Below are 22,082 nucleotides of genomic sequence, written 5' to 3' on the forward strand. Positions count from 1 at the left end.
GCTCCGGTCATTTGGTGAGGATCAGCTTGCCCTGCCGGGTGATCCGCAGGGTGTAGTGCTGCCGGTTCAGCACGATCATCGCCGTGGCGCCGCCCCGGGTCAGGTCCTGGGCATCGTGGCAGGGCGGAGTGCCCGGCGCTGGCGCCAGGTCGGTGCCAAGGGTAGCGGGGGTGGTCATCGCGGTGCCCCCTGGCCCCGCAGCGGGCAGGCTTCGTTCCGGCATGTCATCCGTCTTTCCCTTGGGATCGCTTTGACAGGCTGGCTTGCCCAGACACGCAACGAACCGCCGGGCTGGCTCTTGCGGTCTTTATTCCGACAGAAATTGTCAGGTGTAAAGACGGAATCTGCATGAGATGTCTGATCGGGCGAGAAACCTGGCAAGGGCAGGTGCCCGGCGCGACCGGCCAGATGGTCCGGACGCGCCGAGTGCAGCCGCCTGCCGGCGGCGCTAGAAGCTGAGGCGGATGGCGGTTTCCTTCAGTTCGGCCACCAGCCGGCGGCTTTGGCTGTGCAGCTCTTCCGGCACCAGGGCGAAATGCACCTGCGCCGCGCCGATCTCGGCCGGGGGATGGCGCTCGGTCAGAATCTCCCACAGCGCCGGGTCGATCTTCAGCCGCGCCGCCTCGGCCTGCATCAGCCATCCGGTGTCGCCGCGCTCGATCCGCACCTTGCCGCCATAGGCCATCGCCGATTCCAGACATTGCAGCAGCAGGAACGCCAGCTTGACCTCGCGCCGTGACAACTCGCTGGGGCTTTGCCAGTCCACCGTCAGCCGGCCGCCCCGGGTCATGTCGTTCAGGATCGACACCACCTCGCCCCGGGCGATGCGCTGGTCGCCGGCGGCCGACCCGAAGGCGACGCGGAAATACCGGATCCGGGCGTTGGCATTGGCCACGCTTTCGGCGATCAGCGCAAGTTCCGGGCTGGCCGCGGCACTGCGGTCCATCATCAGAAGCTCTACGCCGTTGCCGATGGCCCCGATCGGGCTGATAAGGTCATGGCAGATGCGCGAGCCGATCAGCGCGGCCAGGTCGGGTTTGTCCTGCATGTCTTGGAGGCCTCTGTCAGGGAACGATTCGATGAACTCGCTTTTGCAGCCAGGCATGTTCGTGCGCCACCCCAACCGGCCCGATTGGGGCCTTGGTCAGGTTCAGTCGAACATCGGCGGGCGCGTGACGGTGAATTTCGAACATGCCGGGAAGATTGTGATCGACAGCAGGCATGTGGAGCTTCGCCTTGATTTCGACGCCGGACACGCATAGTGGGCATTCCGTTCGCGAATGCAACCTTAGATGGGCGCACGCCTGCAACGCCCCCAAACTGGCTGCAGTCTGGCTCCAGTCGGCTGCAGGCAAGACCAGGGCGACGGTTGCATTGCGGCCCCGGCCTGTCTAAGTCCTGAGCGGCCGTCCTGCGGAACACCAATGCTCTCCGACGACCCGATCTATCTTCAGCGCCTTGCAACCGACGCGGCAGACCTGCGCGCGGCGCAGCGCCTGCGCTACCGGGTCTTCGTGCAGGAGTTGGGGGCGGACGGGCCGCTGGTGGACCACGACCAGGGCCTTGAGCGCGACGAATTCGACCCGCTGTTCGACCATCTCTTGCTGATCGACCGCCGGGTGGACCCGGCCAGCGGCGACCACGTGGTCGGGGCCTACCGGCTGCTGCCGTCGGATCGGGTCGGGGCAGGGGGGCGCTACTATTCCGAGGCCGAATATGATCTTGGGCCGCTGCGGGCCTCTGGCCGGCGGCTGGTCGAACTGGGCCGGTCCTGCGTTCACCCCGACCACCGCGGCGGAACCGGGATGTTCCACCTGTGGAACGGGCTGGCCGAATACGTGCTGGAACGCGGCATCGAGGTGCTGTTCGGCGTGGCCTCGTTCCACGGCACCGACGTCGCGGCGCTTGCCCCGCAACTGGCCTGGCTTTACCACCACCATCTGGCGCCGCCCGATATGCGCGTCGTCGCGCGGCCACCGGGGCGGGTCGCGATGGACCTTGTGCCGGCCGACCAGCTGGACCGCAAGGCGGCCATGGCGGCGATGCCGGCGCTGATCAAGGCCTACCTGCGGCTTGGCGGCTTCGTCGGCGACGGCGCCTTCCTCGACCTTCCGTTCAACACCACCGATGTCTGCCTGGTCATGGACACCGGCCGGATGTCGGCCAAGCACCGCGACTTCTACATCCGCAAGAAGGGTCCGGCGTGAACACCGACTGGATGAACGCCCCGGTCCCGCCGCTACGAATCGGACCGGCGGGTTGGCTGCGGGTGGTCTGGAAAGGTGCGGTGCTGGGTCTGGTCACCTTCGGCTGTCTCGGGCTGCTGCTGCTGGTGCGGCTGGTCGAGGCGCCGCTGTTCGGCCCGGCCCGGCCCTGGACGCCCTGGATCACCCAGTTCGTCTGCCGGTCGGCCTTTGTCATCCTCGGGCTGCGTCGCGACGTGCGCGGCGAGCCGATGCACGAGAAAGGGGCGGTGGTGGCCAACCACTCGTCCTGGCTGGACATCTTTACCCTGAACGCCAGCCAGCGCATCTACTTCGTCGCCAAGGCCGAGGTGGCGGACTGGCCGGCGATCGGCTGGCTGGCGCGGGCAACCGGGACGGTGTTCATCGCGCGCAAGGGGGCCGAGGCCAAGCAGCAGCAGCAGGTGTTCGAAGACCGTCTGCGGGCGGGCCACCAGCTGTTGTTCTTTCCCGAAGGAACCAGCACCGATGCGATCCGAGTGCTGCCCTTCAAGTCGACGCTGTTCCAGGCCTTCTACACCCACGGGCTGGATCGGGTGATGCACATCCAGCCGGTGACGGTGATCTACCATGCCCCGCCGGGCGAGGACCCGCGTCACTATGGCTGGTGGGGCGACATGGGCTTTGCCCCGCACCTGCTGGCGGCGCTTGCGGCCCCCCGGCACGGCCGGGTCGAGGTGATCTACCACCCGCCGGTTCCGGTCGATGCCTTCCCCGGCCGCAAGGAACTGGCGGCCTACTGCGAACGGGTGATCCGCACCGCCCACAGCCTGGCCGAAGCCTGACCGCCACCGGGGATCCAAAGGCGCGGCATGCGCCGCAAGTCATTTGCCTCGTCGTTGCGGTTCCCGCTCCTCCTCGACGGCGGGGGCCAGCCCCCGCACCCCCGGGGTATTTGTGCCAAGATGAAGGGCATGGATTTCATCTTGGCTGAAATACCCCCGCCGGAGGCATCCGCGGCCAATGCCGGAAGCGCCGCCGCAGAACAAGCGTCGCGCCGGGGCCGGGGCTCCGAGCCGGTTGCGCGCTTGCGCGCAGAGGCGAGATGCAAGCTTGCGGCCGCCTCTTGCGGCCGCTCCGCCGGATTCCCGCTGTCAGCCGTTGCTGCGCTGCGCGAACCGTCCCGCGTCTTCTGCCGCGCGGCGCAGGGCGTTGGATTTGTTGACGGATTCCTGGTACTCGGCTTCCGGGTCGCTGTCATAGACCACGCCGCCCCCGGCCTGGATATACAGCGTCTCGTCCTTCAGCACCGCGGTGCGCAGCGCGATGCAGAAATCCATCTCGCCATTGGCCGCGAAATAGCCCACGCCGCCGCCATAGACGCCACGCTTTTCCGGCTCCAGCTCGTCGATGATCTGCATCGCCCGCACCTTGGGCGCCCCTGACACGGTGCCCGCCGGCAGCCCCGCCAGCAGCGCCGACAGCGCGTCCTCGCCGTCGCGGATCTCGCCCACCACGTTCGACACGATGTGCATGACGTGGCTGTAGCGCTCGATGATGAACTTCTCGGTCGGCCGCACCGTGCCTACCCTGGCGACCCGGCCCACGTCGTTGCGACCGAGGTCCAACAGCATCAGGTGTTCGGCCCGTTCCTTCTGGTCGGCCAGCAGGTCGGCCTCGAGCGCGCGATCCTCGTCCTCGGTTGCGCCGCGCTTGCGGGTGCCGGCGATGGGGCGGATCGTCACCTGCCCGTCGCGCAGCCGCACCAGGATTTCCGGGCTGGCGCCCACCACCTGGAAGCCGCCGAAATTGAAGAAGAACATGAAGGGCGAGGGGTTGGTGCGTCGCAGGCTGCGATACAGCGCAAAGGGCGGCAGCGCGAAATCCATCGCCCAGCGCTGGCTGGGCACCACCTGGAAGATGTCGCCGGCGCGGATGTAGTCCTTGGCCTTCTCGACCGCGGCCTTGTAGCCGTCATGGCTGAAGTTCGACCGCAGGTTTCCGACCTTGGCCGCCTCGCCCAGGTCGCGCATCGCGCCGGCCGGCGCGCGGTCGAGGTCGCGCAGCGCGTCCATCACCCGCTCGGCCGCCTGGGCATAGGCCGCCCGCGCCGAAAGCCCCGATCCCGCCCAGGCAGGTGCCACCAGCGTCACGTCGCCCTTGACCCCGTCCAGCACCGCAATGACCGAAGGCCGCATCAGCACCGCATCGGGCAGGCCGATGGGATCGGGGTTCACGTCCGGCAGGTGTTCCACCAGCCGGATCATGTCATAGCCGAGATACCCGAACAGGCCGGCCGAGACCGCCGGCAGCCCCTCTGGCATCTCGATCCGGCTTTCCGCGATCAACGCGCGCAGCGTGTCCAGCGGTGCGCCCTCCAGCGGCCGGAAGGCCGCCGGGTCGAAGCGGGCCTCGCGGTTGATCTCGCTGACCGCGCCGCGGCAGCGCCAGATCAGGTCCGGCTTCATGCCGACGATCGAATAGCGGCCGCGCACCTCGCCGCCGGTGACCGATTCCAGCATGAAGGTGTCAGCCCGGGCGTCCCCGAGTTTCAGCATCAGGCTGACCGGGGTGTCCAGGTCGGCGGCAAGCCGGGTCCAGACCAGCTGGTTCCTGCCTTCGGCCCAACCCTTTTCGAAGGCCTCGAAGGCGGGGAGCATGGTCATTGCAGTCTCGCGTTCACGGCGTTGATGGCGGCCTGGTCCAGCCGGATGCCGGCCTCGGCCAAGACCGCGGTGGCAAAGGCGTTGAAGGCGTCGTCCGAGATCGCCTGCTGGATCTGGGCCTCCAGAGCCGCGCGAAGGGCCTTGGCCTCGTCGCCCTCGGTCGCGGCGGGCATCACCTTTTCCAGCTGGACGAGGGCGACGAAATCGCCCTCCTCGATCACCCGGACCTCACCCTCGGCCATCGTGAAGATGGCCGGCAGCAAGCTCTGCGGCGCCGCTTCGACAAAGCCGTCGCGGGCGATCTCGGGCGTGCGGTCCACCAGACCAAGGCTGCCGATGTCGGCGCCGCCCTCGACCGCGGCCTTGAAGGCCGCCGCCTGCGTGGCCAGCGCGGCTTTCAACGCCGCCGTGTGCCAGCTTTCGGCGACTTTCTCTTTCGCCTCATCGAAGGGGATCGGTGCCGCCGGCACCGTCTCGACGAATTCCATTGCCACCACGCCGCCGTCTTCCAGCACCACCGCCTCGGAGAAATCGCCTTGCTTCACCGCATCGGCTGCGTTGCGGAAGGCCTGATACCCCTCCAGCGGCGCAGCACCCTGCTGGCCGATGACATGGTCCAGGGTGGAAAACTCCATGCCCATCTCGCGGGCGAGGTCCTCCAGCGAGGCGCCGCCCGCGAGAAGATCGTCGATCGCCTCGATCCGGTCCGAGATCGCTCGCCGCGCGGCGTCCATGCGCAGCTCTTCCGACAGGCCCTCCCTGGCCGCCTCGAAACTGGTCTCCTCGCCGGCGAGGATGCCGTTGACGCGGAACAGCGCCGGCCCAAGATCGCTGTCCGCGGCCACTATGCTGCCTTCGGCGGCGGCGAACACCGCTTCGCCGGCCGCCCCGAGATCGGCCTTGGAGACGTCTCCCAGATCGACGGCGTCCAGTGTCAGGCCACGTTCGATGACCAGCGTGTCGAATGGCGTGCCGGCCTCGGCCCGGGCCTTGGCGGCGTCTGCGGTGGCCTGGTCCGGAAACACCAGCCGCTCGACCAGCCGGCGTTCGGGCACCACGAATTCGGTGATGCGCTCGTCGTAAAGCTGACGCACGGCGGCTTCGTCCACCGGCTGGTCCTTGGCGATCATCTCGGGCAGCAGCGCGGCATAGGCGATGCGCTTGGCCTCGGCCTTGGTGAACTCAGCGATGTTGGTATCGTAATGCGCTTTCAGCTCGTCGTCGGTCGGGGCCGGGATCGGGGTGGCGAGGCTGGCCTCGCTCAGCCGGATCATCGCAAAGCCGCGGCGTTCGGCGACCCATTTGTAGAAGGCGTCGGTGACCGCTGCCGGGGCGACGAAGCCGCCAGAAACGGCGCCTTGCAGCAGCGTGCGGGCGGTTTCGGCACGAATGCTGTTCTCATATTCGATTTCGGTCAGACCCTCACGTTGCAGGATTTGACGGTAGGCTTCGCGGTCAAACCCCGAGGTGCCCTGGAAGGCCTTGATCTTCATGACCTCCGCCGCGACGGTCTGGTCGCCGACCGAAAGCCCCAGCTTGCCGGCCGCATCGTCCAGGGCGGCGCGGGTGACCAGTCCCTGCAGGGCCTGGCGGTCAAGCCCGAAGGACAGCGCTTCGGCGATGCCGATCTGGGCGCCGACCTGTGCCGAGAAGGCGGCAGTCTCCTGCTGCACGGCACGGGCGTAATCGTCGATGGTCAGGGTCACGTCGCCAACGCTGCCGATCGAGGTGGTGGTGCCGCCGAAGTTGGTGACGCCAAAGCCGCCCAGGCCCAGGATCAGCAGACCGGTCAACACCCAGGCCGCGGTTTTCTGGCCGCGGCTGACGGGTTTCTTTGCGTCGTCGTCGGGGGTCTTGGCCATGAGGTCCGCCTGTGGCATCCGCTTTGCCCGCCTGTCTAGAGGGAAGGGGGACGCGGGGCAAGATGGCCGGGCAGGGGTCTCAGGGCCGGAAGGCCGCAAGCCGGCGGAACATCTCGGCGATGCCGGCCGCGTCGACATTGGCAAAGGCGATGCGGATCTGCCGGCGGCCCACCGCGCTGCCCTCGGGCTGGAACATGGTGCCGGGCAGCATCAGGATCGCGCAGTCCTCCACCAGCCGCTTGCAGAGCGCGTCACTGGCCATGTCGAACGGGTGCTCGACATAGGCGAAATAGGCGCCGCAGCCCAAGAGCTTCCAGCCCGGCAGGGCGTGGAATCCGTCCGTCATCGCGCGGCGGCGGGCCAGGATCTCGTCGCGCTCGCCCGCCACCCATTGGGCCAGGTTGCGCATGCCCCAAAGGGCCGCGATCTGGCCCAGCTGGCTGGGGCAGATCGCCACGGTGTCGAGGAATTTCTCGACCTCGGCCAGCCGCGCCTCGCTGGCGACGATGGCGCCGACCCGGTGCCCGGTCAGCCGGTAGGCCTTGGAAAAGCTGTAAAGCTGGACGAAGCTGCGGTCCCAGCCTTCGTCGACGAACAACTCGTGCGGCCGCCCCGACCGGCTGTCGAAATCACGATAAGTCTCGTCCACGATCAGCGCCAGGCCATGGGCGCGGGCGAGGTCGCGGAAGGCGGCCAGGGTTTCGGCCGGATATTCCACCCCGCCCGGGTTGTTGGGGCTGACCAGCACGATGGCGCGGGTGCGGGGCGTGATCAGCGCCTCGGCGGCCCTGGCGTCGGGGATCAGCGTCTCGCCGCTGTCCAGCGGCACCGTGGAGACCGAGGCCATGTCCAGCCACATCTTGTGATTGAAATACCACGGGGTGGGCAGGATCACCTCATCCCCCGGCCCGGCAAGGGTGGCCATGACGGCGGTGAAGGCCTGGTTGCAGCCCTGGGTGATGGCCACCTGTTCGGCCCGGATGGTGCCACCATAGGCGGCCGACCATTGCGTCGCGATTTCCGCCCGCAGGGCAGGCAGGCCCAGCACCGGGCCGTACAGATGCGCGGCCGGGTCGTTCAGCGCGGCCTCGGCAATCGCCTGCCGCAGCGCCAGCGGCGGGCTGTCCACCGGCGCCGCCTGGCTGACGTTGATCAGCGGCCGGTCGGCGGAAAAGCTCTTGCCGGCGATCCAGCGGCGGGCTTCCATCACCGGCGGTGGCTCGGTGGCGGCGAAGGCGGGATTGAGCGGCGTGATCGGGGGCTGGGGCATCGTCGACTCCGTCGAGCGGTTGGCGTGCGGTGGGTGTGCAGGTGGACCCGTCGGCGGGGGCTTTCCGCCCCCGCACCCCCGGAGGGTATTTTTGCCAAGATGAAGACAAAGGTCTCAGGTCTTCATCTTGGCAAAAATACCCGCGGGGGTGAATTGCGCGGCACGCGCAAGAGGGGGCGGCAGGCCCCCTGCCTTGGGTGTCAATCGGCGCCGCGGTAGGGTTGCACGTATTGCAGCGCCATGTCCCAGGGAAAGAAGATCCAGGTGTCCTGGCTGACCTCGGTCACGTAGGTATCGACCTGCGGCTTGCCCAGCGGCTTGGCATAGACCGTGGCGAACTGCGCCGCCGGATACAGCCGGCGCACCAGTTCCAGCGTCTTGCCGCTGTCGACCAGGTCGTCGACCACCAGGATGCCGGTGCCGTCGCCCATCAGGTCGGCTTGCGGCGCCTTGATGACGCGGGCCTCGGTTTGCGACTGGTGGCTGTAGGAGCGCACGCTGATGGTGTCGATCACCCGGATGTCCAGCTCGCGCGCGACGATCATCGCCGGCACCAGGCCACCGCGGGTGATGGCGACCACCGCGCGCCACGCCCCGCCTTCGCCCGGCCCCTTGCCGTCCAGCCGCCAGGCCAGCGCGCGCGCGTCGCGATGGATCTGGTCCCAACTGACGTGAAAGCCCTTTTCATGCGGCAGGCGATCGGCGGACATGGGTTCCCCTTTCAGGTGGCGGCGATCTTCACCCCCAGAAGCGCCAGCGCGCCCCCGAAAGTGCGGTCGATGACGGTCTTCAGGCTGATATATCTCGCGCGCGTCCGGTCAAGCGAGAAGATGCGGGCAACCAGGCTGTTCCACAGCGTCTCGGCGGTGAAGATCACCGCCAGAAGGGCGGCCAGCATCCAGATCGGGGTGCCCGGCTGCAGCGTGCCCAGGAAGATCGACGAGAACATCACCGCCGCCTTCGGGTTGGCCAGGTTGGTCCACAGCCCCAGCCGGAACGCCGCGAAGGGCGAGCGGGGAACGGGCCGGCTGTCCTCGGTGACAAAGGGGGTGGCGGCATCGCGCCACAGGTGCCAGGCCATCCACAGCAGATAGGCCGCGCCACCCAGCTTGAGCGCCCACAGGGCCGCGGGGGCGGCGGCGAAGACCAGGCCCAGCCCGAACATCGCCGCCAGCGCCCAGATCACCGCGCCGGTGCCGATGCCCATCGCCAGCATGACACCGGTGCGAAAGCCCTCGGTCAGCCCGGTGCGCGCGCTCATCAGCACGGCGGGGCCGGGCGAGATTGCGGCAAAGATCACCAGCCCGGCAAAGGCCAGGAAAGCCGCAAGGCTCACTGGCCGTTCTCTTTCCTGCCGGTCACAAGGTCGATGTCGGGGGCGTCGATCGCCTTCATGCCGACGACATGATAGCCGGCATCGACGTGCAGGTTCTCGCCGGTGGTGCCGGACCCCAGGTCGGACAGCAGGAACAGCGCGGCCTTGCCCACCTCGTCCTGCGTGACATTGCGGCGCAGCGGGCTGTTCAACTCGTTCCAGCGCATGATGTAGCGGAAATCGCCGATGCCGCTGGCGGCAAGGGTCTTGATCGGCCCGGCCGAGATGGCGTTGACGCGGATGCCGTCCTTGCCCAGGTCTTCGGCGATGTATTTCACCGATGCCTCCAGCGCGGCCTTGCACAGGCCCATCACATTGTAGTGTGGCATCACCTTTTCGGCGCCGTAGTAGGTCAGCGTCAGAAGGCTGCCGCCGGGCCCCATGATCGCCGCGGCCCGCTGGCAGACGGCGGTGAAGCTGTAGACCGAAATATCCATCGACATCAGGAAGTTAGGCCGCGTGGTGTCAACGTAGCGGCCGCGCAGTTCGGACTTGTCGGAGAAGCCGATGGCATGGACGACGAAATCCAGATGCCCCCACTCGGCCTTCAGCGCGGCGAACAGCGCGTCCAGGCTTTCCTCGCTGGCGACGTCGCATTCGAACAGGATCGGCTTGCCCAATTCGGCGGCCAGCGGCTCGACCCGTTTCTTCAAGGCCTCGCCCTGATAGGAAAATGCCAGTTCAGCGCCCTGCGCGGCCACCGCCTGGGCAATCCCCCAGGCAATCGACTTGTCGTTGGCGAGGCCCATGATAAGGCCGCGCTTCCCTGCCATCAGTCCGGTTGACATCCGCCGCTCCTCGCCCACCCTTGCGGTTCGTTGCCGAAGACGTGTAGGCGGAAAGCAACATTGCCGCAAGGGCAGGCCAAGCCGGCAGCTCAGGCAGGCGGGCAAGCGGACAGAACAAGCGGGCGGGGCAGGAAGAAGGCCATGGACAGGACGGCGGACCGGACCGGCATCTTTGCGGGCGACGATCCCTTCGTGATCGCTCAACGCTGGCTGGCCGAGGCCGAGCCGGTCGAGCCGAACGATCCCAATGCCATCGCGCTGGCCACCGTCGATCCGGACGGCCTGCCGAACGTGCGCATGGTCCTGCTGAAGGAAATCGAGTCCTTCGGGCTGATCGACGGGGTCCCGGACGGGGCCTTCGTCTTCTACACCAACTATGGCTCGGCCAAGGGGCGCGAGATCGACGGCTCTGGCAAGGCGGCCTTCGTGCTGCACTGGAAATCGTTGCGCCGGCAGATCCGCGTCCGCGGCCTGACCGAACGCGAGGACGGGCCGCAGGCCGATGCCTATTTCGCGTCCCGCAGCCTCAAGTCGCGGCTGGGCGCCTGGGCGAGCCGGCAGTCCGAACCGCTGTCCTCCCGAGAGGCGCTCATGGCCGAAGTGGCCAAGGTCACGCTGACCCAGGGACCGCTTCCGAAGCGCCCGCCGTTCTGGGGGGGAATCAGGCTGCGGCCGGTCGAGATCGAATTCTGGGCAGACGGCGCTTTCCGGTTGCATGACCGCTTTCGCTTTACGCGAACTTCCCTTAGGTCAGGGTGGACCTGTGATCGCCTAAGCCCCTGACGGGGCGCGAATGTGTTAATGTTCGGTGGCGACAGTAACGATTTCTCTTGAACCTTAGCCCGCTTAGGCCGCATTTGTGGCGCAGGGCATATTCTGGGGAGATGGCTCTAGGAATGACTGAAGAAGACAAGGCCGTGCAGGTGGTGCAGGGCCGGGTGAAGTGGTTTGATCCGGCTAAGGGCTTTGGCTTCATCGTCTCTGACAGCACCGACGCCGATATCCTTCTTCACGCCAACGTGCTTCGCAACTTCGGGCAAAGTTCGGTGGCCGACGGGGCGGGTATCTCGGTCCGGATCCAGACCACCCAGCGCGGCGTTCAGGCCATCGAGGTTCTCAAGATCGAACCGCCCGAGGGGGGCATCATCCCCCTTGGCGAGGATGCCGGTGTGCATTCTCCCGAGGAGCTGCTGGCGCTACCGCTGGAGCCTGCCCGGGTGAAGTGGTTCGACAAGACCAAGGGGTTCGGCTTCGCCAACGTGTTCGGGCGGCCCGAGGATGTGTTCATCCATGTCGAGGTGCTGCGGGTCTCGGGCTTTGCCGACCTGGCCTCGGGCGAAGCGGTGGTGCTGCGCGTGGCCGAAGGCCGCCGCGGCCGGATGGCGGTGCAGGTTCTCAGCTGGGAAACCGCCATGCGCGATGCAGGCGACGGGCAGGAATGACCGCGGGGCCGGGCAGGTACCGATCGCTGCGTGCCGTCCTCGCGACGGTGGGCGGGCTTGCGGGTCTTGCGGCGATCCTGCCAGCCGCCGAGCTGCGGGCCGAGGCGGCCTGTTCGCCGGGCCGCGTCGATCTGCGCTGGCCGGGCGGCAGGCAGAGCTTTGTCGTCGAAGTCGCCGACGACACGGCCGAACGGGCGCTGGGGCTGATGGCGCGCGAGACGCTTTCACCCGATGCCGGCATGCTGTTCGTCTACGAAGCGCCGCGGGCGGCGCAGTTCTGGATGAAGGACACGTTGATCCCGCTGGACATGATCTTCGCCGATGCGGCCGGCGTGGTGACGCGGGTGCATGGCAACGCCGTGCCGCTGGACCTGACGCCGATCGACGGCGGGTCGGACGTGCAGTTCGTGCTTGAGGTCAACGGCGGCCTGGCCGAACGGCTGGGCATCGTCCCGGGGGCCGTCCTGCGGCACCCCGCCATTGGCGACGCGGCCGCCTGGCCTTGCAAGTGAACCGCGGCGACCGGTTCGGCAATCCGCTTCCCCTTGACGGCGATCCGCGCTATCTGGTCGCGCGGAACGGGGCGTAGCGCAGGCTGGTAGCGCGACGGTTTTGGGAACCGTAGGTCGCAGGTTCGAATCCTGTCGCCCCGACCATCCTGCACAGCGCCCATCCCGCACAGCGCCCCGGGAACTGGCCGGGACCTGGCCCTTCCGGCCGGGTAATGCGCGCGCGGCGCTTGTCGCGGGGCACCCTGACCCCCTATCTCTGATCCATGATTCTCAGATTTGACAATTCCTGGGTCCGTGACCTGCCGGGCACCTTTCTGCGGCTCGACCCTGATCCCGCACCGTCGCCGGCGCTGGTCTTTCTCAACCGGCCGCTGGCGGTCGGGTTGGGCCTGGACCCGGACCTGCTGGCGGACAAGGGCGCCGGCTGGTTCTCTGGCGCCGAGGTGCCGCCGGGGGCCGAGCCCATCGCCCTGGCCTATGCCGGCCACCAGTTCGGCGGTTTCTCTCCCAGCTTGGGCGATGGCCGGGCGCATCTTCTGGGCGAGGTGATCGGGCCTGACGGGCGCCGCTGGGACCTGCAACTGAAGGGCTCGGGGCGCACGCCCTTTTCGCGCGGCGGCGACGGCAAGGCGGTGCTGGGCCCGATGCTGCGCGAGGTGCTGGTGTCCGAGGCCATGGCCGCCCTTGGCGTGCCCACCACCCGCGCCCTGGCGGTGGCCACCACCGGCGAGGCGGTCTGGCGCGAGGGCCGCCAGCCCGGCGCGGTGCTGGCCCGGGTGGCGGCCAGCCACCTCCGGGTCGGCACGTTCCAGTTCTTCGCCGCCCGCGGCGAGACCGAGAAACTGGCGGCCCTGACCGCCCATGCGCTGGCCCGCCACTTTCCCGAAGCCGCCGGCGCCGCGACCCCCGCGCTGGCCCTGTTCGATGCCGTCACCGCCCGCCAGTGCCGCCTGATCGCACAGTGGATGGGCCTGGGCTTCATCCACGGCGTGATGAACACCGACAACATGGCGATCTCGGGCGAGACGCTGGACTATGGCCCCTGCGCCTTCATGGAAGGCTTTGCGCCGGGCACGGTGTTTTCCTCGATCGACCGGCAGGGGCGCTATGCCTGGGCGAACCAGCCCGCGATCCTGGGCTGGAACCTGGCCCGGCTGGCCGAGGCGCTGGTGCCGCTGATCGACCCCGACGGCGAACGCGCCGTCGCGGTGGCGAATGACCGGCTGGGTGGCATCGCGGCACTCTACCGGGCCGAATGGCTGGCCGTGATGCGGGGCAAGCTGGGGCTGTTGGGCGAGGCGGCTGAAGATGCGGCACTGGTCGATGACCTGCTGGCCGCGATCGAGGGGGCGGACTGGACGCTGACCTTCCGCCGCCTGGCCGGGGCCGCCGAGGGCGACCTGTCGGCCCTGCGCCCCTTGTTCGACAGTTTCGCCGCGATGGAGGCCTGGCTGCCGCGCTGGCAGGCCCGGCTGTCCCCTGGGGCGGCCGCGCGCATCCGGGCCGCAAACCCGGCGGTGATCCCGCGCAACCACCGGGTCGAAGAGGCCCTGGAGGCCGCGACGGCGGGCGACCTGGCGCCCTTCGAGGCCCTGCTGCAGGCCGTGCGAGAGCCGTTTGTCGAGCGCGAGCCCTACATGCTGCCCGCGCCCTCGGGGTTTGGCCCCTATGTCACCTTCTGCGGCACCTGACCCCGCCTTGCCCCGGCACGACGCATCGGCGTGCCGGGGCAAGGCGGGGCGTTGCGTCGGGGGCAGGGGCGCAGGATCACCCTGGTTGATTTCGCGCGCCGGGGCGGGCAGGTTGGCGGCATGAGCGCGCGTTCCGACATTCACGACCGGCTGGCGCAATCGCTGCGCGAGGCGCGCAAGGCGCGCGGCCTCAGCCTGGATGCGGTGGCCAAGCTGTCGGGCGTGTCGCGCAGCATGGTCAGCCAGATCGAACGGGCCGAATCCTCGCCCACGGTCGCCACGCTGTGGAACCTGACCCAGGCCCTGCAGGTGGACTTCGCAGGGTTGCTTGAGGGCAAGCCGCGGCCCGGGATCGAGGTGACCCGGGCGGGCGCCGCCCCGGTGATCGACCGCGGCGGCGTGCGCATCCGCATCCTGTCGCCGGCCGAGGCGGTGGGCGAGAACGAGGTTTACGAGCTGGACTTCGACCCCGGCGCGCGGCTGGTCTCGGACCCGCATTCGCCGGGCTGCCGCGAGCATCTGACGGTGATCGACGGTCAGGTGTCAGTGCAGTCGGGGGATGAGGTCGAGCGGCTGGGGCCGGGCGACGTGGCGCGCTATGCGGCCGACCGCGGGCATGAGATTGCCGCGACAGGCGTCGGGGCGGCGCGCGTCATTCTGATCGTGCAGGGCAGTTGAGGCCGGGCGCCGGGGGTTTTCCACCCCCGGACCCCCGGAGGGTATTTGGGCCAAGATGAAGGCAGGAATTCCGCTTTGACGGATAAGTATCCGTCATGTTGACATCGCGCGGAGTTCTGGCATGATCCGCCAAAAAGAAGGGCATCTGTGATGACGGATTCTGCGGGCGCGGCGTTTCTGGGGCATCTGGGCGAGGTGCTTGCGGGCATCCGGGCCGAGGGGCTGTGGAAGACCGAGCACGCGATCGAGGGGCCGCAGGGGACTTGGGTCACCCTGGCCGGGCGGCGGATGCTGAACCTTTGTGCCAACAATTACATTGGCTTGGCCGACGATCCTCGACTGGTCGCAGCGGCGGGGGCAGCGATGGCCGAGGCGGGCTATGGCATGGCCTCGGTCCGCTTCATCTGCGGCACGCATGTGCTGCACCGGCAGTTGGAGGCGCGGCTGGCGGGGTTCCTGGGGATGGAGGACGCGATCCTCTTCGCGGCCTGTTTCGATGCCAACGGGGCGGTGTTCGAGCCGCTGCTGGGGGCCGAGGATGCGGTGGTCTCGGACAGTCTGAACCATGCCAGCCTGATCGACGGCATAAGGCTTTCGAAGGCGCGGCGGTATCGCTATGCGAACGGCGACATGGCCGATCTTGAGGCGCAGTTGCGGGCCGCGCGGGCCGAGGGGGCGCGGCATGTGCTGGTGGCCACCGATGGCGTGTTTTCCATGGACGGCCATTTCGCGCCTTTGGCGGACATCCGGCGGCTGGCGGATGCCCATGGCGCGCTGGTGCTGGTGGACGACTGCCATGCCACTGGCTTCGTGGGCGAGCGGGGCGCCGGGACGCCGTCGCGCGCCGGGGTGCGGGTGGACATCCTGACCGGCACCCTGGGCAAGGCCCTGGGGGGCGCCTTGGGCGGCTATGTCGCCGGGCCGCGCGTGGTGGTCGATCTGCTGCGGCAGCGCGGGCGGCCCTATCTGTTTTCCAACGCCCTGCCGCCGGCGGTGGTGGCGGCGGGGCTGGCGGCGCTGGACATCGTCGAGGGCGCCGACGACCTGCGGGCGCGGCTGTTCGAGAATGCGAGGCATTGGCGGGCGGGGTTGGAGGGCCTGGGATTCCGGCTGTCGCCGGGCGAGCATCCCATCGTGCCGGTGATGCTGGGCGATGCCGGTCTGGCGCAGCGGATGGCGGCGGCCCTGGGCGAGCGGGGCGTGCATGTGGCGGGGTTCTTCTTCCCGGTGGTGCCGAAGGGGCAGGCGCGCATCCGCACGCAGATGAATGCCCGGCTGACCCGGGGCGATCTGGATTTCGCGCTTGCCGCCTTTGCCGGGGCAGGAAAGGAACTGGGGGTGATCTGATGCGCTGTCTGGTGAAGGCGAAGGCCGAGGAAGGGCTGTGGCTTGAGGAACGGCCGGTGCCGCAGATCGGGCCGGATGACGTGCTGATCAAGGTTCGCAAGACCGGCATCTGCGGCACCGATGTGCACATCTGGAACTGGGACGCCTGGGCGCAGAAGACGGTGCCGGTGGGGCTGGTGACGGGTCATGAGTTCGCCGGCGAGATCGTGGCGCTGGGGCGCGACGTGACCGACCTCAAGGTCGGGCAGCGGTGCAGCGGCGAAGGGCATCTGATCGGGACGCACTCGCGCCAGTCGCGGTCGGGGCGGTTTCACCTGGACCCGGAGACGCGCGGCATCGGGGTGAACGAGCCGGGGGCCTTTGCCGAGTTCCTGCGGCTGCCCGCGTTCAATGTGGTGCCCCTGCCAGAGGGCATCGACGACGAGGTGGGGGCGATCCTCGATCCCTTGGGCAACGCGGTGCATACGGCCTTGAGCTTCGATCTGGTGGGCGAGGACGTGCTGATCACCGGCGCGGGGCCGATCGGGATCATGGCGGGGGCGGTGGCGCGGCATGTGGGCGCGCGGCATGTGGTGATCACCGACGTGAACCCGGACCGGCTGGCGCTGGCGGCGCGGGTGGCCGACGTGGTGCCGGTGAACGTCGCCCGCGAGGACCTGCGCGAGGTGATGGGGCGGCTGCGGCTGGTGCAGGGCTTTGACGTGGGGATGGAGATGTCGGGCAGTCCCGCCGCCCTGGACCAGATGGTCGAGGCGATGGTGATGGGCGGGCGGATCGCGATGCTGGGCATCCCGCCGGGCAGGACGGCGGTGGACTGGTCGCGGATCGTGTTCAAGGCGCTGACCATCAAGGGGGTTTACGGGCGGGAAATCTTCGAGACCTGGTACAAGATGATCGCCATGCTGGAGAACGGGCTGGAGATCCGGGGGGTCATCACCCACCGCTTCCCGGCCGCCCGGTTCGAAGACGGGTTCGCGGCCATGCGGTCGGGCCTCAGCGGCAAGGTGGTGCTGGACTGGACTTGAGGCGTCCCATGATGGGACACGTCTTGCCGCAAGGGATTCCAATGGGTTATGAGGCGACTTTAAGACTTTCTTAAGGGTTGCCTTGGGTGGGGTCTGTGTGCGGGGCGGCCGAAAGCCCGCCGAAAGCCCGCCGAAAGCTTGCAGACAGGTCGCCGAAAGCTGGCCGGATGTCGCGAGAGTGCCGGTTTTCAGGGGCAAGACCCGGGCATGGGAGTCAGCGGCGACAGACGATTTCCGCGCGGAAATCGCGGCCGGACGTCGCGCGAGTTCCGGAACCGACGGGCGCCGCCGCACGCGACTCGCCCACCGCCACATGCTGCGCATGCAGTGTGCGGTTTCGGCGTCAAGTGGTCGAAAATCGGGCAGATCGGCGGGAACTTGCTGGAATCGTCTCGTAAGCCTGCCAAATCACGTTCTTTTCAGACCAAACCGCATTGAAGCTTTGACCGCGCGGGGCTATCCGGGCGCCCAGGAATCATGCTGCGATTGCAGTATCTGCGGTTCAACAAACGAGTGTGACGGCGGCCTGTCCCGGCCAGCGCCCTGCAGGCCCGGGACCGGCACCAGACAGGAATGACGGTGGCGGACGTGAGCGCAAGCCCCGCGGCGATGGCGACGGCGACGGACACGGCGAAGAAACCGCGCGACCTGCGACTGGATTTCTTTCGCGGCGTGGCGATGATCGTCATCCTTGTCGCCCATATCACCGACAATCCCTTTGCCTTGTGGATTCCCGGTCGCTTCGGCTTTTCGGATTCCGCCGAGATCTTCGTCTTCTGCTCGGGCATGGCCTCGGCCCTGGCCTTCGGGCCGGTCTTCCTGCGCAGCGGCTGGGCGATCGGCGCGGCGCGCGTGTTCTACCGCGTCTGGCAGGTCTACTGGGTGCATATCGGCGTCTTCCTTGTGACGCTGGCGCTGATGCTGAGCCTGCAGGCCACCGGTCTGTTTCCGCGCGACGTGGTCTCGGGGCTGAACCTCAAGCCGTTCCTGAACGAGACCGGGCCGAATCTTCTGGGCCTGCTGACGCTGACCTATGTGCCGAACTATTTCGACATCCTGCCGATGTATATCGTGATCCTGGCGCTGCTGCCCGGTTTCATGGCGCTGGCGCGGATCGACCGGCGGCTGGCGATGGCGGCAAGCCTGGCGCTGTGGGCCTATGCCACGATGGGCGGGCTTGGCCTGCCGGCGGAAGCGTGGTTCGAGAACGGCTCGACCCGGGAATGGTTCTTCAACCCCTTCGCCTGGCAATTGGTCTTTGTCTCGGGTTTTGCCCTGATGGCGGGCTGGGTGCCGGCGCCGCCGGTGCGGCGCGACCTGGTCTGGCTGGCGCTGGCGGTGGTGGTGCTGACGGTGCCCTTCGCCTGGCACGTGACGCTGGGCGCATCGGAAGCCCTGCGCGAGTGGCGCCGCGACTGGCTGGTGCTGCACGACAAGACCCACCTGGGCGCGCTGCGCTATGTGCATTTCCTGGCGCTGGCCTATCTGGCCTGGGTCGCCGTGGGGCCCAGGGGCCAGCGGCTGACACAAGGCCAGCGGCGGGTGCCGCTGGTGCAGGCGGTGGCGCTGATCGGGCGGCAGTCGCTGGCGGTCTTTGCGGTGTCGATGGTGATCGCGCGCGGGCTGGGCGCGCTGCTTGACCTGTCGGGGCGGGACTTCCTGCCGACGCTGGCGGTCAATCTGCTTGGCCTGGCGATTCTTTATGCCACGGCCTGGCTGGTGGGCTGGATCAAGTCCGGCCCCTGGGCCGCGACGGCAAAGCCTGTGTCGGGGGCGACGGCGGCGCCGCGGGCGAAGGTCCGGCCAGAGGCCGCGGCGTCAGTCGGGCCAGTGACCAAACCGGAGGTGTGGGGATGACGGTTCCGAACAAAGCTGGGCCGGACATGACCAGGCGAGGGCTGCTGGCCGCGCTGGCGGCGCTGGGGCTGCTGCCGCAGGCCGCCTGGGCCGAAGGCGAGGCCGGGGCTGGGGTCGGGGCAGGCGTCGGGGCAGGCGTTGGGCCTGGCGCCGATGCTGCCGCGCCGGCGACCGAGGTTTTTGGCGTGACGCTGGGCGATCCGGTGCCGTTCAACCGCGAGGCGCTGGTCGCGCGGGCCAAGGCGCTGGCGGCTGCCGACTATGTGGCGCCGCCCGAGATCGCCGAGGAATGGCGCGACCTGACCTATGACCAGTTCCGCGAGATCTGGTTCGACACCCGGCATGCGCTGTATCGCGGCACCGAGGGCGCCGTGGTGGCCGACCTGTTCGTGGCGGGCCTTTACCAGACCCATCCGGTCGAGGTGCATGCGGTCGAGGGCGGCATGGCCCGGCCGGTGGCCTTCGAGTTGCGGCTGTTCGACACCACCGACCGCTTTCCAAAGCTGGACCCGGCCGGCACCGGCTTTTCCGGCCTGCGCCTCTTGGGCGAGATGGAAAAGCCGACGGTGTTTCAGGAATATGCGGTGTTCCAGGGCGCGACCTATTTCCGCGCCATCGGCAAGGGCCAGTCCTATGGCCTGTCGGCGCGGGGCCTGGCGTTGCGGACCACAGGGGCGGAAGGCCCCGAGGAGTTTCCGCTGTTCCGCGCCTATTGGGTCGAGGCCGCAACCCCCGGCGCCGAAGAGGCGGTGGTGCATGCGCTGATGGACGGGCCTTCGGCTTCGGGCGCCTATACCTTCCGCATCCGCAAGGGCCTGCCGACGGTGATCGAGGTCGAGGCCTCGGTGTTTCCGCGGATCGAGCTGAAGGATGTGGGGATCGCGCCGGAAACCTCGATGTTCCTGTTCAACGATCTGAACCGCATCCGGTTCGATGATTTCCGCGAAGGCGTGCATGACAGCGACGGGCTGCAGATCGCCAATGGCGCGGGGGAAATCCTGTGGCGGCCGTTGCGCAACCCGGACCGGGTCGAGATCAGCGGGTTCTACGACAGCGGATTGCGCGGCTTCGGGCTGATGCAGCGGGCGCGCGACCCCGGCGCATATCTGGATTTCGAAGCGAAATACGAGCGCCGCCCCAGCCTGTGGGTGGAACCGCTGGGCGACTGGGGCAAGGGCCGCGTGGCGCTGATGGAAATCCCCGCGGACAAGGAAATCTACGACAACATCGTTGCCTTCTGGCAGCCCGAGGCGCCAATGCCCGCGGGCAGCGAGCAGCGCTTCGGCTACCGGCTGTACTGGGGCGAGGAGGCCCCGGTGGACGGGCTGGTGGCGCAGGTCCAGGCGACGCGGACCGGCGAGCGGGTGTTCGAGGACGGCCGCATCTTCACCATCGACTACGCGCCGCATCCGGCGCTGGGCGAGGACGTCGGTGCGCTGGAGGCGCGGGTGACGACCACCGCCGGCGAGGTGAGAAGCGTGCAGGTGAAGCCGAACCCGGCGACGGGAGGCGTCCGGGTCGCGGCGACGGTGCTGTTGCCCGAGGGCAGCCCGGCCGAGTTGCGCGCCGAATTGTGGCGCGACGACGTGCGGGTCGGCGAGGTGTGGCTTTACAGGTGGTTTGGCAGATGACTCAGATCCTTCGTCCGCTGACGGGGTTCCAGCCTGTCGGCCAACCGGCAAGCCTGGCCATGCCGGACCAGCGGCTGGACCTGCCGTTCCACGATCCGGCCGCCCCGGCGACCGGGCCGCGCCGGACGCATGCGCGCCGGGTGCGGGTGGCCGTGCTGGGCCTGCCGCCGCTGGTGGCGCTGGCCTTCGGGCTGGCCACGGCGCATGTGCTGGCCTTTGACGGCCGGCTGGCCGTGACCGATGTGGCGCTGGCGGCGCTGTCGGGCTTTGCGATCTACTGGCTGGCGCTGTCGACCGTCACCGCCGCGATCGGCCTGTTCCGCCGGCCGCGCCCGCAGGCCCATGCCGCCGCCCCCGGCCTGCGCATCGCCATCCTGCTGCCGATGTATGGCGAGGACCCGGGTGACACCATCAGCCGCGCCACCGACCTTCTGGCCGCGCTGAAGGGGCCGGGCCACGCCCACCGCTTCTCGCTGCATGTCCTGTCGGACACCCGCGACAGCGCCGCCGTGCTGGCCGAGGCCGCGACGGTGGCCGCGCTGAGCGAGGCCCACCCGGGCCTGTTCATCCGCTACCGCCACCGGCTGAAGAACCGCGACTACAAGCAGGGCAACATCCGCGACTGGATCATGCGCCAGGGCTCGGCCTATGACGCCGCGCTGATCCTGGATGCCGACAGCAAGATGGGCCGCCGCACCGTGCTGACGCTGGCCGACGCGCTGGTCGCCGATCCGGGCTGCGCGCTGGTGCAGACGCTGGCCATGGTCGCGCCGGGCGACACCGTCTGGCAACGCCTGCAATCCTTTGCCAGCCGGGTCTATGGCGGGCCGCTGGGCCGCGGCTATGCCGCCTGGACCGGCTCGGACGGCAACTTCATGGGCCACAACGCCATTGTGCGCATCCGCGCCTTTGCCACCTGCACCGGCCTGCCGCATCTGAGCGGCCCGCGCCCGCTGGGCGGGGTGATCCTGAGCCACGACTTTGTCGAGGCCGCGCTGCTGCGCCGTGCCGGCTGGGGTGTGCGCATCCTGCCCGAGGCCGCCGACAGCCACGAGGACGCCCCCGGCTCGCTGGTCGGCCATATCCGCCGCGATGCGCGCTGGTGCCAGGGCAACCTGCAGCACCTGCGCCTGATCCGCACCCCCGGGCTGACCGCGGTGTCGCGGTTTCACCTGTTCTCGGGCGCGATGGCCTATCTGGGCGCCGTGGTCTGGGCCAGCATCCTGACGCTTTGGGCCGTGGCGGGCAGCCAGGAGGTCTGGTTCGTGCTGGGCGGCGACAGCGGCGCCGGCTGGCTGATGGCCACCGTCCTGACGCTGCTGTTCGCCCCCAAGCTGATGGGCATTGCCGACCACATCGCCCGCGTCGGCGTGCCGCGCGGCCGCCGGCTGGGATTTGCCGGCATGGTGCTGGCCGAGACGGCGGTTTCAACCCTGGTCGCCCCGGTGATGATGGTGCAGCACCTGAAGATCATCGGCCGCGCGCTGGCCGGCGTCGATACCGGCTGGCCGCAGCACGGGCACGGCCGGATCCCGCTGCGCGAGCTGGCCCGCTTTCACGCCGCAGAGACCGCGCTGGGCGTGGCGCTGCTGGCGGCGATGGGCTTTGGCGTCCTCAGCCTCTGGGCCTTGCCGCTGGGGCTGGGACTGGTGCTGGCGGTGCCGGTCTCGGCACTGGCCGGACTGGACGGCAGCCGGTTGCCGCAGGCCGCGACCGGCCGCCTCCGCTGAGGCTGCCCCGCCCGCCTGCTTGCCC

Annotated in this window: 21 protein-coding genes and 1 tRNA gene; 14 read left to right on the forward strand and 8 right to left on the reverse strand. The window is 68.8% G+C overall.

Annotation, left to right across the window (positions count from 1 at the left end):
* Window positions 1-7: 7 nt before the first annotated feature.
* Together hemP and LHP98_RS01225 are read right to left on the reverse strand one after the other, a co-directional pair.
* Window positions 8-178 carry a hemin uptake protein HemP gene (gene hemP, locus LHP98_RS01220; RefSeq protein WP_227250678.1) on the reverse strand — a complete coding sequence of 57 codons (171 nt, stop codon included), beginning with the start codon at window positions 176-178 and terminating at the stop codon, window positions 8-10.
* Between the two features lie 270 nt (window positions 179-448).
* Complete coding sequence (locus tag LHP98_RS01225; protein WP_227250679.1) at window positions 449-1,048, reverse strand: histidine phosphotransferase family protein; 600 nt, start codon at window positions 1,046-1,048, stop codon at window positions 449-451.
* Between the two features lie 31 nt (window positions 1,049-1,079).
* Here LHP98_RS01225 and LHP98_RS01230 point away from each other — a divergent pair, with 31 nt between their 5' ends.
* From LHP98_RS01230 to LHP98_RS01240, 3 genes are all read left to right on the forward strand, one after another.
* Window positions 1,080-1,262, forward strand: a complete 183-nt coding sequence (locus tag LHP98_RS01230) for a DUF3553 domain-containing protein (RefSeq protein ID WP_227250680.1) — start codon at window positions 1,080-1,082, stop codon at window positions 1,260-1,262.
* A gap of 162 nt (window positions 1,263-1,424) precedes the next feature.
* Window positions 1,425-2,207: a GNAT family N-acetyltransferase gene (locus tag LHP98_RS01235; protein WP_227250681.1), complete on the forward strand. Its 783-nt coding sequence runs from the start codon at window positions 1,425-1,427 to the stop codon at window positions 2,205-2,207.
* A gap of 11 nt (window positions 2,208-2,218) precedes the next feature.
* Window positions 2,219-3,028 carry a lysophospholipid acyltransferase family protein gene (locus tag LHP98_RS01240; protein ID WP_227251518.1) on the forward strand — a complete coding sequence of 270 codons (810 nt, stop codon included), beginning with the start codon at window positions 2,219-2,221 and terminating at the stop codon, window positions 3,026-3,028.
* Window positions 3,029-3,337: 309 nt separating this feature from the next.
* On the opposite strand, the gene trpE is transcribed toward LHP98_RS01240, so the two are convergent.
* The 6 genes from trpE to fabI form a co-directional block, all read right to left on the reverse strand.
* Window positions 3,338-4,849 carry an anthranilate synthase component I gene (trpE, locus tag LHP98_RS01245; protein ID WP_227250682.1) on the reverse strand — a complete coding sequence of 504 codons (1,512 nt, stop codon included), beginning with the start codon at window positions 4,847-4,849 and terminating at the stop codon, window positions 3,338-3,340.
* Entirely contained in the window at window positions 4,846-6,711 is a 1,866-nt protein-coding gene (locus LHP98_RS01250; RefSeq protein ID WP_227250683.1) for a peptidyl-prolyl cis-trans isomerase, read from the reverse strand. Before LHP98_RS01250 ends, trpE begins: the two co-directional genes overlap by 4 nt.
* 79 nt (window positions 6,712-6,790) lie before the next feature.
* Window positions 6,791-7,981: an aminotransferase gene (locus tag LHP98_RS01255; protein WP_227250684.1), complete on the reverse strand. Its 1,191-nt coding sequence runs from the start codon at window positions 7,979-7,981 to the stop codon at window positions 6,791-6,793.
* A gap of 200 nt (window positions 7,982-8,181) precedes the next feature.
* Window positions 8,182-8,691: a xanthine phosphoribosyltransferase gene (gene gpt, locus LHP98_RS01260; protein WP_227250685.1), complete on the reverse strand. Its 510-nt coding sequence runs from the start codon at window positions 8,689-8,691 to the stop codon at window positions 8,182-8,184.
* A gap of 11 nt (window positions 8,692-8,702) precedes the next feature.
* Window positions 8,703-9,317 carry a LysE family translocator gene (locus tag LHP98_RS01265; RefSeq protein WP_227250686.1) on the reverse strand — a complete coding sequence of 205 codons (615 nt, stop codon included), beginning with the start codon at window positions 9,315-9,317 and terminating at the stop codon, window positions 8,703-8,705.
* On the reverse strand, window positions 9,314-10,144 hold the full coding sequence (fabI, locus tag LHP98_RS01270; RefSeq protein ID WP_227250687.1) for an enoyl-ACP reductase FabI: 831 nt from the start codon (window positions 10,142-10,144) through the stop codon (window positions 9,314-9,316). The genes LHP98_RS01265 and fabI overlap by 4 nt, the downstream gene beginning before the upstream one ends.
* A gap of 141 nt (window positions 10,145-10,285) precedes the next feature.
* Between fabI and pdxH the strand changes: the two genes are divergently transcribed.
* The 11 genes from pdxH to mdoH all read left to right on the forward strand — a co-directional run bounded on the left by pdxH (window position 10,286) and on the right by mdoH (window position 22,057).
* Window positions 10,286-10,927: a pyridoxamine 5'-phosphate oxidase gene (gene pdxH, locus LHP98_RS01275; RefSeq protein ID WP_227250688.1), complete on the forward strand. Its 642-nt coding sequence runs from the start codon at window positions 10,286-10,288 to the stop codon at window positions 10,925-10,927.
* A 113-nt stretch (window positions 10,928-11,040) separates the two neighbouring features.
* Window positions 11,041-11,586, forward strand: coding sequence for a cold-shock protein (locus tag LHP98_RS01280; protein ID WP_227250689.1), 546 nt, complete (start codon window positions 11,041-11,043; stop codon window positions 11,584-11,586).
* Window positions 11,583-12,098: a DUF192 domain-containing protein gene (locus LHP98_RS01285; RefSeq protein WP_227250690.1), complete on the forward strand. Its 516-nt coding sequence runs from the start codon at window positions 11,583-11,585 to the stop codon at window positions 12,096-12,098. Before LHP98_RS01280 ends, LHP98_RS01285 begins: the two co-directional genes overlap by 4 nt.
* Before the next feature lie 67 nt (window positions 12,099-12,165).
* Window positions 12,166-12,242 (forward strand) — tRNA-Pro (locus tag LHP98_RS01290).
* 119 nt (window positions 12,243-12,361) lie between these two features.
* Window positions 12,362-13,789, forward strand: coding sequence for a protein adenylyltransferase SelO (locus LHP98_RS01295; RefSeq protein WP_227250691.1), 1,428 nt, complete (start codon window positions 12,362-12,364; stop codon window positions 13,787-13,789).
* A 120-nt stretch (window positions 13,790-13,909) separates the two neighbouring features.
* A complete protein-coding gene (locus tag LHP98_RS01300) occupies window positions 13,910-14,467 on the forward strand; it encodes a helix-turn-helix domain-containing protein (RefSeq protein ID WP_227250692.1) in 558 nt (185 codons plus the stop codon).
* A 150-nt stretch (window positions 14,468-14,617) separates the two neighbouring features.
* On the forward strand, window positions 14,618-15,814 hold the full coding sequence (locus LHP98_RS01305; RefSeq protein WP_227250693.1) for a glycine C-acetyltransferase: 1,197 nt from the start codon (window positions 14,618-14,620) through the stop codon (window positions 15,812-15,814).
* Window positions 15,814-16,839, forward strand: a complete 1,026-nt coding sequence (gene tdh, locus LHP98_RS01310; RefSeq protein ID WP_227250694.1) for an L-threonine 3-dehydrogenase — start codon at window positions 15,814-15,816, stop codon at window positions 16,837-16,839. Before LHP98_RS01305 ends, tdh begins: the two co-directional genes overlap by 1 nt.
* Before the next feature lie 588 nt (window positions 16,840-17,427).
* Window positions 17,428-18,696: an OpgC family protein gene (locus LHP98_RS01315; RefSeq protein WP_227250695.1), complete on the forward strand. Its 1,269-nt coding sequence runs from the start codon at window positions 17,428-17,430 to the stop codon at window positions 18,694-18,696.
* Window positions 18,697-18,722: 26 nt separating this feature from the next.
* Window positions 18,723-20,327: a glucan biosynthesis protein gene (locus LHP98_RS01320; protein ID WP_227250696.1), complete on the forward strand. Its 1,605-nt coding sequence runs from the start codon at window positions 18,723-18,725 to the stop codon at window positions 20,325-20,327.
* Window positions 20,324-22,057 carry a glucans biosynthesis glucosyltransferase MdoH gene (mdoH, locus tag LHP98_RS01325; protein WP_227250697.1) on the forward strand — a complete coding sequence of 578 codons (1,734 nt, stop codon included), beginning with the start codon at window positions 20,324-20,326 and terminating at the stop codon, window positions 22,055-22,057. The genes LHP98_RS01320 and mdoH overlap by 4 nt, the downstream gene beginning before the upstream one ends.
* Window positions 22,058-22,082 lie beyond the last annotated feature (25 nt).

Origin of the sequence: Rhodobacter sp. Har01, from assembly GCF_020564565.1 — a bacterium.
Taxonomy (GTDB): Bacteria; Pseudomonadota; Alphaproteobacteria; order Rhodobacterales; family Rhodobacteraceae; genus Pseudogemmobacter.

Bases quoted from the DNA above. Each gene is read 5' to 3' on its own strand.
- LHP98_RS01255 (WP_227250684.1), bottom strand. From the start codon at position 7,981: ATGCCCCAGCCCCCGATCACGCCGCTCAATCCCGCCTTCGCCGCCACC.
- LHP98_RS01285 (WP_227250690.1), top strand. From the start codon at position 11,583: ATGACCGCGGGGCCGGGCAGGTACCGATCGCTGCGTGCCGTCCTCGCG.
- LHP98_RS01295 (WP_227250691.1), top strand. From the start codon at position 12,362: ATGATTCTCAGATTTGACAATTCCTGGGTCCGTGACCTGCCGGGCACC.
- LHP98_RS01280 (WP_227250689.1), top strand. From the start codon at position 11,041: ATGACTGAAGAAGACAAGGCCGTGCAGGTGGTGCAGGGCCGGGTGAAG.
- LHP98_RS01240 (WP_227251518.1), top strand. From the start codon at position 2,219: ATGAACGCCCCGGTCCCGCCGCTACGAATCGGACCGGCGGGTTGGCTG.
- LHP98_RS01320 (WP_227250696.1), top strand. From the start codon at position 18,723: ATGACCAGGCGAGGGCTGCTGGCCGCGCTGGCGGCGCTGGGGCTGCTG.
- hemP (WP_227250678.1), bottom strand. From the start codon at position 178: ATGACCACCCCCGCTACCCTTGGCACCGACCTGGCGCCAGCGCCGGGC.
- gpt (WP_227250685.1), bottom strand. From the start codon at position 8,691: ATGTCCGCCGATCGCCTGCCGCATGAAAAGGGCTTTCACGTCAGTTGG.
- LHP98_RS01250 (WP_227250683.1), bottom strand. From the start codon at position 6,711: ATGGCCAAGACCCCCGACGACGACGCAAAGAAACCCGTCAGCCGCGGC.
- LHP98_RS01300 (WP_227250692.1), top strand. From the start codon at position 13,910: ATGAGCGCGCGTTCCGACATTCACGACCGGCTGGCGCAATCGCTGCGC.
- pdxH (WP_227250688.1), top strand. From the start codon at position 10,286: ATGGACAGGACGGCGGACCGGACCGGCATCTTTGCGGGCGACGATCCC.
- tdh (WP_227250694.1), top strand. From the start codon at position 15,814: ATGCGCTGTCTGGTGAAGGCGAAGGCCGAGGAAGGGCTGTGGCTTGAG.
- trpE (WP_227250682.1), bottom strand. From the start codon at position 4,849: ATGACCATGCTCCCCGCCTTCGAGGCCTTCGAAAAGGGTTGGGCCGAA.
- fabI (WP_227250687.1), bottom strand. From the start codon at position 10,144: ATGTCAACCGGACTGATGGCAGGGAAGCGCGGCCTTATCATGGGCCTC.
- LHP98_RS01305 (WP_227250693.1), top strand. From the start codon at position 14,618: ATGACGGATTCTGCGGGCGCGGCGTTTCTGGGGCATCTGGGCGAGGTG.
- LHP98_RS01235 (WP_227250681.1), top strand. From the start codon at position 1,425: ATGCTCTCCGACGACCCGATCTATCTTCAGCGCCTTGCAACCGACGCG.
- mdoH (WP_227250697.1), top strand. From the start codon at position 20,324: ATGACTCAGATCCTTCGTCCGCTGACGGGGTTCCAGCCTGTCGGCCAA.
- LHP98_RS01230 (WP_227250680.1), top strand. From the start codon at position 1,080: ATGAACTCGCTTTTGCAGCCAGGCATGTTCGTGCGCCACCCCAACCGG.
- LHP98_RS01225 (WP_227250679.1), bottom strand. From the start codon at position 1,048: ATGCAGGACAAACCCGACCTGGCCGCGCTGATCGGCTCGCGCATCTGC.